Annotated in this window: 12 protein-coding genes; 5 read left to right on the forward strand and 7 right to left on the reverse strand. The window is 71.4% G+C overall.

The annotated features are described in order from the left end of the window. Window positions 1–163: 163 nt before the first annotated feature. The 5 genes from AAFF41_RS45320 to AAFF41_RS45340 form a co-directional block, all read right to left on the reverse strand. Window positions 164–1117, reverse strand: a complete 954-nt coding sequence (locus AAFF41_RS45320; RefSeq protein ID WP_343325908.1) for a YihY/virulence factor BrkB family protein — start codon at window positions 1115–1117, stop codon at window positions 164–166. Then, window positions 1118–2866: a bifunctional phosphatase PAP2/diacylglycerol kinase family protein gene (locus AAFF41_RS45325; protein WP_343325909.1), complete on the reverse strand. Its 1749-nt coding sequence runs from the start codon at window positions 2864–2866 to the stop codon at window positions 1118–1120. It lies immediately after the preceding gene. 508 nt (window positions 2867–3374) lie between these two features. Continuing rightward, window positions 3375–3764: a luciferase domain-containing protein gene (locus AAFF41_RS45330; protein ID WP_060898215.1), complete on the reverse strand. Its 390-nt coding sequence runs from the start codon at window positions 3762–3764 to the stop codon at window positions 3375–3377. Between the two features lie 165 nt (window positions 3765–3929). Then, window positions 3930–5528: a PucR family transcriptional regulator gene (locus AAFF41_RS45335; RefSeq protein ID WP_343325910.1), complete on the reverse strand. Its 1599-nt coding sequence runs from the start codon at window positions 5526–5528 to the stop codon at window positions 3930–3932. Between the two features lie 12 nt (window positions 5529–5540). Continuing rightward, the gene (locus AAFF41_RS45340; RefSeq protein ID WP_063818405.1) at window positions 5541–6302 is read right to left on the reverse strand and encodes an SDR family NAD(P)-dependent oxidoreductase; all 762 of its coding nucleotides are present in this window, start codon (window positions 6300–6302) and stop codon (window positions 5541–5543) included. A 242-nt stretch (window positions 6303–6544) separates the two neighbouring features. Between AAFF41_RS45340 and AAFF41_RS45345 the strand changes: the two genes are divergently transcribed. Together AAFF41_RS45345 and AAFF41_RS45350 are read left to right on the forward strand one after the other, a co-directional pair. Beyond that, entirely contained in the window at window positions 6545–7345 is an 801-nt protein-coding gene (locus tag AAFF41_RS45345) for an SDR family NAD(P)-dependent oxidoreductase (protein WP_319752299.1), read from the forward strand. A 168-nt stretch (window positions 7346–7513) separates the two neighbouring features. After that, on the forward strand, window positions 7514–9016 hold the full coding sequence (locus tag AAFF41_RS45350) for an amino acid permease (protein ID WP_319752325.1): 1503 nt from the start codon (window positions 7514–7516) through the stop codon (window positions 9014–9016). A gap of 91 nt (window positions 9017–9107) precedes the next feature. Here the strand turns inward: AAFF41_RS45350 and AAFF41_RS45355 are convergent, their stop codons facing one another. Next, complete coding sequence (locus AAFF41_RS45355; protein ID WP_097289449.1) at window positions 9108–9788, reverse strand: DUF6445 family protein; 681 nt, start codon at window positions 9786–9788, stop codon at window positions 9108–9110. 199 nt (window positions 9789–9987) lie between these two features. Between AAFF41_RS45355 and rpmF the strand changes: the two genes are divergently transcribed. Continuing rightward, window positions 9988–10158 carry a 50S ribosomal protein L32 gene (gene rpmF, locus AAFF41_RS45360; RefSeq protein ID WP_319752300.1) on the forward strand — a complete coding sequence of 57 codons (171 nt, stop codon included), beginning with the start codon at window positions 9988–9990 and terminating at the stop codon, window positions 10156–10158. Window positions 10159–10388: 230 nt separating this feature from the next. Beyond that, window positions 10389–10781: an SCO5389 family protein gene (locus tag AAFF41_RS45370; RefSeq protein ID WP_319752301.1), complete on the forward strand. Its 393-nt coding sequence runs from the start codon at window positions 10389–10391 to the stop codon at window positions 10779–10781. A 24-nt stretch (window positions 10782–10805) separates the two neighbouring features. Here AAFF41_RS45370 and AAFF41_RS45375 read toward each other — a convergent pair whose 3' ends face one another. Then, a complete protein-coding gene (locus AAFF41_RS45375) occupies window positions 10806–13223 on the reverse strand; it encodes a SpoIIE family protein phosphatase (RefSeq protein WP_343326456.1) in 2418 nt (805 codons plus the stop codon). Between the two features lie 220 nt (window positions 13224–13443). Here AAFF41_RS45375 and AAFF41_RS45380 point away from each other — a divergent pair, with 220 nt between their 5' ends. Continuing rightward, entirely contained in the window at window positions 13444–14202 is a 759-nt protein-coding gene (locus tag AAFF41_RS45380) for a peptidoglycan-binding domain-containing protein (protein WP_343325911.1), read from the forward strand. The last annotated feature ends 2 nt before the right edge of the window (window positions 14203–14204 follow it).

Raw genomic sequence — 14204 nt, forward strand, 5'->3', positions numbered from 1 at the left:
CCGGGGCCCCGTCGGCCTTGGTGACGGTGCCGGTGACGTCGACGTGGCGGTTGTCGTAGTCCGTGCTGGTCGGTGGTCACGGTCAGCACGTAGGCGTCGCCGGGGGAGGCGCCGGCGGGGTGGGGCGGGAGTTGAGGCGCTGGGACGTGGCGCGGACCACCATTCAGACTCCCGGGTCGGCTGTGATCGGACCGGGCCGCAGCGCCCGCGCGGCCTCCAACTGCGCGGCGAAGGAGAGCCCCAGAAAGAGGGCGATGGAGGTCAGGTAGGCCCAGAGCAGCAGCGACATGAAGGCGCTGAGCGGGCCGTAGATCGTGTCGAAGGACCCGCTGATGCCGAGGTACAGGCTCAGCAGCCAGGTCAGGGCCGTCCACAGCACGAGATACACGGCGGCGCCGAAGGCCAGCCAGGTGTAGCCGGGCTGTCGGCGCCGGGGGGACCGGCGGAAGATCGCGCTGGCCGAGGGGAGGGCGAGCAGCAGGCCGAAGGGCCAGCGCAGGATCTCGCAGACGGTCCTGGCGTCGCCGTCGAGGTGGTAGACCGTCACCGCCGCGGCGGCCAGGTCGCCGCCGGCCACCATCACGATGAACCCGAGGCCGAGCGGGATCCCGGCGCTGAGGGACATCACGAGCCCGCGCAGGTACTTCTGGTGGAAGGGGCGGTCCCGTTCGTTCCCGTAGATCCGGTTGGCGCCGCGTTCGATCTGGCACATCGCGGTGGTGACGTTGACCAGTGAGAAGGCCAGGCCGAACCAGAGGGCGATCCGGTCACCGTCGCCCGCGCTGTGGCGGCTGCGGTTCAGTGCGTCGTCGACGACGTCGGCGCTGGGCCCCTGCGCGATCCGGTGGATGGTCAGTTCGGCGAGCCTGCCGATGTTCTCCGTGTGCAGCGCGGTGGAGAGCCCGACGAAGGCGATGGCCAGCGGGATCACCGCCAGTACCGTCTGCAGGGCGAGCGCGCGGGAGTGGCTGAAGCCGTCGGCGTAGCGGAACCGGACGAAGGAGTCGCGCAGCAGGGGCCAGCGGCCGTAGCGGCGCAGCGACGCCAGTGCCTCGTCGGCCGAGAGTTCGTCGCCGGTCATGTCGCGGGTCTCGGGAACTTTGGTGACGGTGCCCATTCACTTTTCCCGGTTGGGCAGCAGGACGGTCAGCGCGCCGGGCCTGACCTCGGCGGTGAGACGTCGGCCGTGGGACACCGGGTCGCCGTCGAGTTCACGCGACTGCGGTGCGGCGAAGGTGAGTTCGGCCCGCCGGAAGGTGCGGAACTCCACCGGCACGCCCTGCGTGCCGGTGCCCTCGGGGACGAGCGTGTCCATGGTCGTGGGCCGCGAGTTCCGCCTGCGGCCGCGCATCAGGACGCCCAGGGCACGCATCCAGCCACCGGGGCCTCGAGGGTCGAGGATCAGCAGATCGAGCAGTCCGTCGTCGGGCCGGGCCGCCGGGAGAAGTGTGAGACCGCCTTGTACGGTGCCGACGTTGGCGACGAGCACCATACGGGCCGTGCGGTGCAGGGCGGGCGCGTCGTCGAGCCGGATCGTCAGCCGCATCCGGGGCGTGCTCAGCGAGCCGATGATGGCGAGTAGGTAGGCGGGCCAGCCGACGGCGGACTTGGCGCGGTCGTCGGTGTGTTCCAGCATCGCGGCGTCGAGTCCGGCCCCGGACATCGCGGCGAAGTGGGTGGGGGCGAGGCCGTCGCCTTCGATGCGGCCGAGATCGAGGCGGTGGGGGGTACCGGACAGCGCGGCGTCGAGCGCGGTGGCGGGGGTGAGCGGCAGACCGAGGTTGCGGGCCAGCAGGTTGCCGGTGCCGCAGGGCACCACGACGAGCGGTACCCCGCTGCCGGCCAGGGCGTCCGCGGCCGCCCTGACGGTTCCGTCGCCGCCGCAGACCACGACCAGTGTCGCTCCGTCACGGACCGCTCCGGCCGCCTGGCCGGTGCCGGGGTCGTCGGCCGTGGTCTCGACGAACGCCGGTGCGCGGTGGCCGTGTTGTTCGAGGATCCGCCGCAGTTTCTCGCGGGCCGCTTCGCCGGTCACCGTGGGGTTGAAGACGACGGCGGTGCTGCCGGGCTCGCGCTCCTCGACCTCGCCGGTCGCGTCGGTGTGCCCGGTCCGTGGCGAGGGGACGGCGGCCACGGACCTGTCGGTGAACAGGGCACGGCCGACGATCAGCAGGGACAGGGCGCCGTTGGCCATTCCACCGATCACGTCCGTGGGGTGGTGCATGCCCCGGTAGAGGCGGGCGACGCCGACGGCCGGCGGCACGAGGAACAGCAGCCCGGCCAGCGGCCACCGCCACGGCCTGCGGACCCGGGACAGCACGAGCACCGCGAGTCCGGCGTACAGCGCGGTGGCCGCGCCGGTGTGGCCGGAGGTGTAACTGGACGTGGGCGGAGAGGCGTCGAGGCGGTGCACGTCCGGGCGGGTACGGTCCACCGACTCGGTGACGGCCAGGAACACCAGTGACTGGAGCGAGACGGCGACGGCGAGGAAGACCGCCTGGCGCCACATCGGCAGCCGGGGTACGAGCAGCAGGGCCACGCAGCTCAGCAGGGTGATGGCGACCACCGTGAGGGTGTTGCCCGCCTCCGAGCCGACGTACGACAGGGTGGTGAGCGGGCCCGTACGGATCCGCTCGAATCCCTCGTTGACGTTGTCCTCGACCGTCAGCGGCCACACGTTCCGGGCGGAGCCCGTGATCAGGAGCCCGAAGCCCACCATCAGGGCGGCCTGGCAGACGGTCGGTACGCCGATGCGCGCGGCGGTCCTGCCGATACCGCGGGGCAGGACGGACGAGCGGCCCGGCCGGACCGCTTCCGGCCCTTCCCCAGTCGCTCCCGCGGCTCTCTCCGGCACGGCGGTCGGCATCGGGACTCCCACGGGTCGGCGCCTCGCGGCGGTCTTCGGCTGGGTGGCGTTCGCACCCGATGCACCGCCGTGTGCCCCCGAAGCGGAGGCGCAGACGCTCTGTGACGTGGGAATCCACGAACTAGTACCCCGGACGCGCACGGGAGGTGCGTTCTGGCCAGTTGCGTGCCGGCGGCATCGCGTCGCGCGCGGCGAACAACTTCCCCCTCGCCCACCCCGACGGCGGCACTCGCGGTCCGAAGCCCCACCCCGGGGCCCAGGCCGGTTGAACGCGTCGACCGGCGGCTCCACAGCCGCCCCGAGCAGACGGTGGATCTCCCCGGCGTACCGCCGCCCACTGCCACGACCTCGCACAGTGACGGTCCGTCGACGACGTGGGCCAGGAGTGCGACTTCGGCAACCTACCTGCTGCGTACCGGGCTCGGCTCCCTGGCCGGCGGCGCCGGTGCCGGCGTGATGCCGGTCAACTGGTCGGCCCCACCGCCCGCTCCGGCGCGTCGGTGACGTCTCAGCCGACGCTGTCGCGCGGAAGCACCAAGCTGCGCAGGTCGTTGCAGCCCGCCGACGGCGAGTCGCCCGGAACCGGCCATGTCTGGTGGGACTGAAGAGCGAGGCTCACCAGAGTGAGGAGCAGACCGATGTCGGCGTCCACTTCGAGGCGTATGGTCACCCACCGCGATTCGGGCACCATCCGGACCGCGGTGGCGCCCCTGAGATGATCCTGGAAACGGTGAATGGCACGCGCTGTGAGATGCAGATCGACATCGTGATCCGAATGAAAGTGCACGATCTCGCCCTGCGCCGAACTCAGCGCCCGCCCTGTGCCGCAGCTCGGTCGGGCCTCCGCGAGGTCCGGCCAGCCCGCCAGTTGCGTCATGGCACGCGAGGCCAACGTCATGCGCCCATCATGACGAGCTCACCGTCCGGCCACCAGGACTTGAGCAAGCCGTAACTGAGCCGTAGCCCACGCATGTCCGGAAATGGAGGGTGGAGGTCAGGGGCGTTCTCCCCGAGCGGGCAGCGTTCTCCGAGGTCGAGAGCGAGGTCGTACGGGACGGGTGGGTCAGGCGGGGTCGAGTGCCTTGAGCTGGAGGGCGAGGACGAGCCTGATGTCGGGATCGGCAAGCTGGATACCGACGGTCTGTTCGATCTTCGTCAGTCGGTAGCGCAGGGTGTTCGCGTGGATGTGCAACCGCTGCGCGGCGGTGCGGATGTTGCCCTGGTGCTCCAGCCAGGCGTGCAGCGTGGGGAGGTAGTCCGTGCCGTGGGCCGTGTCCTGCTCGCGCAGACGCCACAGGGGTGTCACCGTCTCCAGGTCGGCGACCACGGTCGGGTCGAGCACCCGGATGAGGGCGGCACGCGCCCAGCAGTCCTCGAAGGCGAGCGGGGTGCCGGGCGCAGGCGCGAGGCGGGCCACGGCCAGCGCCCGCTCGGCCTCCTTGCGCGACCTGGGCAGTCCGCCGCGGTCGTCGGCCGCCGAACCGACGCCCGCGTAGATGGGCATACGATCCCCGGTCCCGTCGTCGAGCAGGTCCCGCAGCCAGTCCCGTACCGTCGCCGCGGAGTTCTCCTGGGGACGGCCGACCGTCAGGATGAGGTACCAGAGGTTGGACAACTGCCCGGCGTGCACGGTCAGATCCCGGGACCGCTGCATCAGCGCGAGCCCGTGTTCCAGCCGGGAGCGGGAGATGGCGCGCTCGGAGGGGTCGTTGGGGGCGACGGCCAGCGCGGCGACCCAGTGGGCGCCGCGCGGGAGTTCGATGGAGTCGCCGGAGCCGGTGACGGTGGGACCGCCGTGCAGCAGGACGGCCAGCTGCTCCATCTCGACCCGGTGGGTGCGATAGTCCTCGGTCCTGCGCCGCATCAGATGCACCGCGACCCGCTGGGCGATCCGCGCGAACGCCGTCACCTGCCGCCGCTCGGCCCCGGACACCACCGCCCACATCGACCCGAGGCCGAAGCTCCCGGCGCGCAGCCCCACGGCGAGCCGGTCGGCGGCGCCTTCCACCACCCCGCGCACCACGACCGGCCCCTCGCTGCGAGCGATCTCCTGCGGGACCCCGCGCGCCGCGAGCGCCTGCGAGAACCCGGTCGGCGCACGGCGGCCCAGCAGCGTCTCCGCCCGCACCGGATCGCCTCCGGTCTGGTCACTGGAGTAGGCGAGCAGCCAGCCCCGCGGGTCCTCGATCGTCACGGGGCCGCCGACCGCGTCGGCCGCCATGTCGGCGAGTTCGAACAGGTCGACGCCCCCGGACGGCTCCGGACCGGAGTCGGCGGCGTGCCGGGCGATCTCACCCTGCAGCAGGGCCACCGCCTGCAGCCAGTCGATGCCCTCGTCCAGTACGAGCACCCCGCACCCGGAGTCCGCGGCGGCCCGCAGCACGTCCGCGTCGTCCTGGACCCGGCACTTCGTGGCCACCGCCGCGGCCACTCCGCCGAGCCGGCGCAGCAGCGCGGTCACCGCCGTCACGTCGTCCATGCCGATGGCGAGGACGATGTCACCGCGCCCAGGACTCTGCGCCGTGCCCGGCTCGTGCACCCGTACGCCGCCCACGGGCAGGGACGGTTCGGGCAGCAGTACCGCGCGCAGCACGTCGTTGCCGAGTGCGGCGGTCAGTGTCTCCAGCGTGCCGCTCGCGCCGCCGGCCGTGGGGGTGGTCATCGTGGTCCGCCCTCAGATCGCCGTCATGCCGCCGTCGGCGACGACGGCCGACCCGGTCATGAACGTGGACAGGTCCGAGGCCAGGAACAGCGCGACCGCCGCGATCTCGTCAGGGCGCCCTTCGCGCCCGATCGGCTGCCAGGACGGCAGGGTGTCCCGGACGGACTCGATTCCGCCCATCCGCTCGGCGTGGGCGAGGTTGATGGGCGTGTCGACCCAGCCGGGGCAGATGCAGTTGCAGCGCACACCGGAGGTGGCGAAGTCGCGGGCCACCGCCTTGGTCAGCATCAGGACGCCGCCCTTGCTCGCGGTGTATCCGGCCAGTACGGGTTCCGCGACGAGGCTGTTGACCGAGCCCATGTTGATGATCGAGCCCCCGCCCGCGCGCAGCAGCGCGGGCACCGCGTACTTGCAGCCGAGGAAGACTCCGCGCAGGTTGACCGCGAGCATGCGGTCGAAGTCCTCGACGGAGGTCTCCAGCACATTGCCGGGAATCGAGACGGCCGCGTTGTTGACCATCGTGGTGACGCGGCCCCAGGTCCGCTCGGCCGCCTCCACGGCCGCGGCGACGTCGTCGGGGTCGGAGACGTCGGCGCGCAGCGGCTCGACGGCGGTGGGGTCGTCGCACAGTTCGGCCGTACGCCACACCCCCGCCTCGTCGATGTCGGCGGCGAGCACCTTCGCCCCGGCCGCCACGAACCCGCGCGTGATGGCCCGTCCGATACCGCTGGCCGCGCCGGTGACCACGGCCACCTTGCCGTCGAGATCGATCAATTCGTGCCCCCGGTGATCGTGCGGGCGTTCGGAAGGTCCCACGGATCGAGCGCTCGATTGTTGGGAGATCGTCCAATGACTTGTGGGCCCGGACGCCCCAACATTAGGGCACCCCCGCGGCGAAAGCACAGACCAGTAGCGCTCTCCGGTCCGTGATCGCCTGCTCCCCGCAGCTCGACCGGACGGGTCGTTGGCGAATGTTCCAAGCTTCAAAACCCGTCACGCCACCGGAAAGAGAGCCCATGGCCACTCCGACCACCACCCCCTTCGCGCCGCCCACGGGCCGGGTCGCGGACAAGGTCTGCGTCGTGACCGGCGCCGGCTCCGGCATCGGCCGGGCGATCGCCCACCGGCTGGCGGAGGAGGGCGGCAAGGTGCTGTGCGCCGACCTGTCCGAGCAGACCGCGCGGGAGACGGCCGTGGAGATCACCACGGCCGGCGGAGTGGCCGAGGGTCGCGCGGTGGACGTGTCCTCCAGTGCCGAGGTCGACGCGATGGTCGAGGCCGTGGTGGCCCGCTGGGGCCGCGTGGACGTCCTGGTCAACAACGCGGGCGTCAACCTGCCGGGGCTGCTGCACGAGGTCCCCGACGACATCATCGACAAGACCCTCGATGTGAACGTCAAGGGCCAGCTCTACGGCTGCCGTGCGGTCATCCCGCACATGCTCACCGCGGGCGGCGGCTCGATTGTGAACATCTCCAGCGTCAACGGGCTGGTCAGCGAGCCCTTCCTCACTGTTTACTCTGCCTCCAAGGGTGCCAGCGTGATGCTCACGAAGGGCGTGGCACTGGACTACGTCAAGCAGGGCATCCGCTGCAACGTGATCTGCCCGGGATGGGTCGACACGCCGATCAACCACGCGCACGCCAAGCTCCTCGGCGGCCTTGAGCACGTCTACGACACCATCGATTCCTTCCAGCCCATCGGGCGTCCGGGGCAGCCCCGCGAGATTGCGAACGTGGCCCTCTTCCTCGCCTCCGACGAGGCGAGCTTCATGACCGGAAGCGTCGTCGCGGTCGACGGCGGCATGACGTCGCAGTAGCCGTCACCCACCCGCCACCGCGCAGCTCGCGCCCTTCGCGCGAGGTGCGTCGTCCGCGTCGTACACCCTCCCAACCGGCCCAGCACACAAAGGGGATCACCCGTGGCTTCGGACAACACCCTGGACAAGACCGGCTCACCCGGACCGAACGACAGCGCGGCACCCACGATGACCGACGACGAGGCCCGGCTGCACGAGCTCGGCTACGCGCAGGAACTCGAGCGCAGCATGTCGCCGTTCTCGAACTTCGCCGTCTCGTTCACGATCATCTGCATTCTCTCCGGCTGTATGACGCTCTACGGCTTCGGCATGAACACCGGCGGTCCCGCCGTCATGGTGTGGGGCTGGCCGATCGTCGGTGTCCTCACCCTCACCGTCGGCCTGGGCATGGCCGAGGTGTGCTCCAGCTACCCGACCGCGGGCGGCCTCTACTACTGGGCGGCCAAGCTCGCCAAGAGCAGAGGTCCGGCCTGGGCCTGGTTCACCGGCTGGTTCAACTTCCTCGGCCAGGTCGCCGTCACCGCGGGCATCGACTTCGGTCTGGCCCAGTTCCTCAACGCCTTCCTCGACCTCCAGTTCGGCTTCACCGCCACCCCCGGCCACACCGTGCTCCTCTTCGGCATCACCCTGCTCGTCCACGCGCTCCTCAACGTGCGCGGCGTCAGGCTCGTCGCCCTGCTCAACAACATCAGCGTGTGGTGGCAGGTCATCGGGGTGGCGGTCGTCGTCCTCGCGCTGGTCGTCTTCCCCTCCCACCACCAGTCGGCGGGCTTCGTCTTCGGCCACTTCGTCAACAACACCGGCTGGGGATCGAGCCTGTACGTCTCCCTGCTGGGCCTGCTGCTCGCCCAGTACACCCTGACCGGCTTCGACGCCTCGGCCCACATGACCGAGGAGACCCACGACGCGGCCCGTTCCGGACCGCGCGGCATCGTCAACTCCATCCTCGTCTCGCTGGTGGCGGGCTGGATCCTGCTGATCGGCGTCACCTTCGCGATCCAGAGCTACGACGGTGCGCTCGGCAGCTCCACCGGTGTGCCCCCGGTGCAGATCTTCCTCGACGCCCTGGGCGACACCGGCGGCAAGCTGCTGCTCCTCATCGTCATCGGCGCCCAGTTCTTCTGCGGCATGTCCTCGGTGACGGCCAACTCCCGGATGATCTACGCCTTCTCGCGGGACGGCGCGCTGCCGGGCTCGGCGTTCTGGCACCGGATCAGCGACCGCACCCGCACGCCGTCCAACGCGGTGTGGCTCGCCTCGGGCGGAGCCTTCCTCCTCGGCCTGCCCTACCTGATCAACCCCACCGCGTACGCCGCCGTCACCTCGATCGCGGTCATCGGACTCTTCATCGCCTACGTCATCCCGATCTATCTGCGGCTGCGCCAGGGCGACGACTTCGCGGCCGGGCCCTGGAACCTCGGCCGCTGGAGCAAGCCCGTCGCGGTCGTCGCCGTGGGCTGGGTCGCCTGCGTGACCGTCCTCTTCATGCTCCCGCAGGTCAGCCCGGTCACCGCCAAGTCCTTCAACTACGCGCCGATCGCGGTGGTCGTCGTCCTCGGCTTCGCCGGTGCCTGGTGGTTGCTGTCGGCCCGCAAGTGGTTCACCGGACCCAAGGTCCAGGGCAGCGCCGACGAGCTGGCCTCCATCGAACGCGAACTCATGGGCAACTGAGCACCACCGCCCCGCACAGCCGAGCGGCCCCGGACTCCAAGGTCCGGGGCCGCTCGGCATCGGTGCGCGGGCTCACCATCGGTGCGCGGACTCACGCCATCCAGAAGAAGACCGCGGTCATCCGCTTGTCCTCCATCGTGCTGCCCCAGTAGCCGGTGGCGCTGTGCATCAGGTTGGCGTGGTAGAGGAGCAGCCGGTTGTAGCGGTGCGGGACCTCGAGGTCCTCGACGAAGGAGTCCGGCGCCACGAACCGCGTACCGAGCGCGTCGACCAGGTTGTTGTGCGGAGCCGCCACCACGTTCCCGCCGAGTCGGCCGCCGGGCAGGCTCTGCCGGTAGAAGCTCGTTCCGCAGCTCTTGGGTACGACCGGGTTGAGATAGAGCACGGCGGCGTACCGGCACAGCGCGCGGGAGTCGGTGTGCGGGCGCGGTTGGCCCTCGTCCTTGCCGACCACCTGGACGCAGTTGTGGTTGAGCGTGCCCCCGGAGGGGGTGCTCTGCACCCACAGCTCCTTCGCGCCGGTGGCCTTCTTCACCAGCCGTTCCACGCGAGCCAGTTCGCCCGGTTCGAGCCCCGGCATCGTCCGCAGGCCCGGCCAGCTCTCCGAGGTGTACGGGTAGCCCTTGGCCCACTCGTCCTTGGCGAGACAGCGCGCCCGGACGGCGTCCACGTCGGGCAGCACATCGTCGAAGACCCAGTAGTCCCGGTCACGGGTCGGTTTCCGGTACGGGAGGACAGGGAGGGCCGGAGTCCGTGGGGGGTGTGAGGACATGCGGCCGACCCTAGTGGCGGCGTCGGTCACCACTCTCCTTGGAATTGGTCAACAATCTGTCAACTCCGCTTGGTCGCACGGCTGTAGGCGCGCCCTCCGTGGCTCACGCGTGCTCCGCGCGCATCCCGCGCGCGCCAGCTTGGAAATGAGATCCATTTTCAGATAGCGTCGGTCGTGTCCACCTGCCTTGGAGACCGACATGGCCGTGCCCAAACGCAAGATGTCCCGCAGCAACACCCGCCACCGCCGCGCCCGGTGGAAGGCCGCCACGGCGCGACTCGTCCCGATCACCGTCGACGGCGCCTCCCACCTCGTACCGCAGCGACTGGCCAAGGCGTACGAGCGCGGCCTGCTGCGCCCGGAGGGCTGACATGCGCGCGGCCTTCGTCGGAAAGGGCGGCAGTGGCAAGACCATGCTGTCGTGCGCAACGCCGCCGCCTGGGCCGACCGGGCCACCGGCACCGACCTCTCCGCACAGATCGACCCCGACTTCCGGCACGGCCACACCGCCCTCGAGCCGTCCGCAGACTGATCCCCCCCCACGCCCGACCCGATGGCGACCCGCGCCACGAACCACCTACCGACAGGACTGCCACTCTCATGTCACTCGACGTCTCCCCGAAGCTGCTCGCCGAAGCCGAACGCGGTCCGGTCCGCGAAGCGGACTTCGTGGACACCGTCCGTACGTCCCTGCCGTACGCCTACGACCTCATCGCCGACCTGGCTCATCAACTCCGCGAGGGGACGGCTGAGTTCGCCGACAACCACACTCCGCCGCCCTCCGAGAGGGAACGCGGCCAGCTGCTGCGGGCGCTCGCCAGCGACGCGATCCGCGGCAGCCTGGAGCGGCACTTCGGCGTCGCCCTCGCCTTCATGAACTGCCACCGCGTCGCCGTCTTCCGCCCCGAGGACCGGGGCGGCGCGACCCACTCCAGGTTCACCTCGCAGCGTTCGCAGATCCTCAACCAGTCACCCGAGTTCCGCGACTGCTGAACCCCCCGGCCACGTGTCCGTCCGTCACATCGTGGGCCGGGTGGTCAGCGACTGCTCGGCCCAGATGACCTTCCCCTCGGGGGTGTAGCGGGTGCCCCAGCGCCGGGTGAACTGGGAGATCAGGAACAGCCCGCGGCCACCCTCGTCGGTGGTCTTCGGATGCCGCAGATGCGGGGCGGTCGCGGCGCCGTCGGAGACCTCGCAGATCAGCGCCCGCTCGGTGATCAGACGCAACCGGATCGGCCCCGAGGCGTACCGGATCGCGTTGGTGACGAGCTCGCTCACGACCAGCTCGGTGGTGAAGGCCAGCTCGTCCAGGCCCCACGTGCTCAACTGCTGGGTCGCCACCTTCCTGGCCTCGGCGACCATGGCCGGATCCGTGGACAGGTCCCAGGTCGCGACCTGCTCGGCGCCGAGCCGGCGCGTGCGCGCCATCAGCAGCGCCACGTCGTCGTACGGCCGCGACGGCACGAGATCGTCCACGATCGTGCGGCACATGCCGTCCAACGGCTGGCGGTGCGAGGCCAACGCGCCCCGCAGCCGCTCCCGGCCCGCATCCGGATCCCGTCCCGTGCGGGGCGTGGCGATCAGCCCGTCGGTGTGCAGGGCGAGCACGCTGCCTTCCTCCAGAGTGAACTCCACCGATTCGAAGGGCAGTCCGGCGACCCCCAGCACGGGACCGCGGGGAAGGTCCGCGAACGTGACGGTGCCGTCGGGAGCGATGACCGCGGGTGCGGGATGCCCCGCGCCCGCCATCGCGCACCGCCCGCTCACCGGGTCGTACACGACGTACAGACAGCTGGCTCCGACGGCCTGCATCCCGCTGGTGAGGGTGTCCGCGCCGCTGCCCTCCTCCCGGGCGGCCCGGCTGACCAGGTCGTCCAGGTGCGCGAGCACCTCCTCGGGCGACAGGTCCAGATCGGCGAGGGTCTGTACGGCGGCCCGCAGCCGCCCCATGGCGGCGGCGCCGTCGATGCCGTGACCGGTCACCTCGCCCACGACCAGTGCCACCCGGGCCCCGGACAGCGGAATGACGTCGAACCAGTCCCCGGCGAGGCCCGTCAGCTCGTCCGCGGGCCGGTAGCAGGCCGAGACCTCCACCGCGTTCTGCTCGGGGAAACGGTGCGGGAGCAGATTGCGCTGGAGGACGAGCGCCGCGTCGCGCTCACGGGTGTAACGACGGGCGTTGTCGAGGCACAGGGCCGCCCTGCCGACGAACTCCTCCGCCAGGCTCAGATCGTCCTCGTCGAAGGGGTCCTCGCAGTCGCGCCGGAAGAACGTGGTGATCCCCAGCGTGACGCCCCGGGCCCGGACGGGCACGATCATCGCGCTGTGCAGCCCGAGGTCGAGGAAGGAGGCGGCCGGGCCCTCGCGGGCGCTCGTGCTCCACTTCCTGGCCTGCGGATCCAGCCGCGCCTCACGCCAGGACCGGCCCTCGGCCAGAGCGCGGACCGGGGGAGAGGTCGACTGGTAGGTCGCGGCCTCACCCACCTCGACAGCGGTTTCCGGGATACCGGCCCGGACCGACTGCTGTCCGGCACGCCGCAGTGACACCACGTCCGTGTCGCTCAGCCGGCCGGGCACCGGCTCGGCTCCCCTGAGCACGGACTCCAGCAGGTCCACGGTGACGAAGTCGGCCAGCCCCGGTACGGCGACGTCGGCCAGCTCCTGCGCGGTGTTCAGGACGTCCAGACTGCGCCCGATGTGCTCGCCGGCCCGGTCGAGCAGCGCCAGCCGCCGTCGCGCACGGTAGCGATCGGTGACGTCGACAACGGTGTAGTAGACCCCGATCGGGTGGCCGTGGTCGTCCTCCAGCCGGATGAACGACATGGAGTGCGCGGACTCGTGATGCGGCGCGGACCGTACGCGGCCCACGTGCTCGTACCCGACGACCGGCCGGCCGCTCTCCAGCACCCGGCGCATCTGCGCCTCCAGCATCTCTGCGTCCAGACCCGGCTGGATGTCGGCGAGCCTGCGCCCCAGCCGCTGGTGCGGCGGGCCCCCGCCGAACTGCTCCAGCGCGGCGTTCGACCACACATAGCGCAGGTCCGTGTCCACGATGGCGATGCCCACCGGCGAGCGGGCGTTCATCCGCTCCAGCACCGACCGGCTCATGTCCCAGCCGGGGCCACCCGCCAGATCGGCGAGCAGCACCACCCAGCGCGTCGGCCCGCCGCTCTCGCGTATCGGGACGGCCCGGACCATCACCCGGACCGCGTGCCCGTCCCGGTGCAGCGCGGACAGCAGTCCGGCCCAGCCGCCGCCGTCGCGGCACCGCGCCACAAGGTCGGGGATCCGCGCCGCGTCCTCCGGAAGCAGCAGCTCGACGGCGCGGCGCCCCAGGACCTCGCAGGGCGCGTACCCCAGCAGGCGCTCGGCGTCCGCGGTCCAGCTGGTCACCGTCATCCCGGCGTCGAGCAGCAGCGGCGCGGCGTCCGCCATGTCGAAGCGCCGGCGGGCGGCCGACACGTCTCGTTCCTCGCTCGCAGCCACGGCGACCCTCTCCGCTCCCCGAAGGTGGTCCTACCCGCTATGTGCCCATTCTTCACGTTGTACGACCACGTGGGCTCGGGGGCCTGGGGTGCCGTTGAACCCCGGGGCCGCCGGCCGCGTATCACTCCACGGGGATGGCGTGAAACCGCGCGCACGGAAGGAGAGCAGTGTGCCGACACCGCCCGAACCAGGGCAGCCCGGGGGGCGACGGGCGATCGAACCCACCTATGTTCAGCGGCGCCGCCGGACGGAGGCACTCGCGCAACTTCTGAAGGAGGTGCGCGAGGAACAGCACGGGCCCGACGCGGACGAGAACTACGAGGTCATCGCCGTACCGGCCACGACGGTCACAGTGACGCCGCCGGTGGCCGAGGACGCGACCGAGGAACTGCCACCCGTCCTGGTGGGCGAGGACTACACCCGGGGCGGGAGACCGGTGGGGGCTCGCGGGCCCTCCTCCGCTCCCGCCGTCCACCGCGCCCGCGGCCCCGTGGGCGCGCGGGCGTCCGGGTGGGGCACGGGACAGCGCCGCGCGGCGGTCGTCATCGGGGTCACAGGTGCGGCCCTCGTCGGCTTCGCCCTCGCGCTCCTGCTGCCGGGTGGTGAGCAGGAGGCCGGAGCACAGGCCGGTCGAGCCCCGACCGGCGCGCCCACGACGGCAGCCGCCCAGGCCCCGTCCGCGAGCGCCGACCCGGACGGCACGGGCACCCTCCGCGAGGGGGACAGCGGCCCTGCGGTCAAGGACCTGCAGCAACGGCTGCTCCGGATCCCGAACGTCTACGACCACGGCTCCACGAACGGCACCTACGACGCCACGCTCACGGCCGCGGTCGCGCGCTTCCAGCTCTGGTACGGGATCCGGGGCGACGAGACGGGTGTCTACGGCAACGACACCCGCGCCGACCTCGAATCCCGTACGACGCTGTGACC

Source organism: Streptomyces mirabilis (assembly GCF_039503195.1).
In the GTDB taxonomy this organism is placed as follows: domain Bacteria; phylum Actinomycetota; class Actinomycetes; order Streptomycetales; family Streptomycetaceae; genus Streptomyces; species Streptomyces mirabilis_D.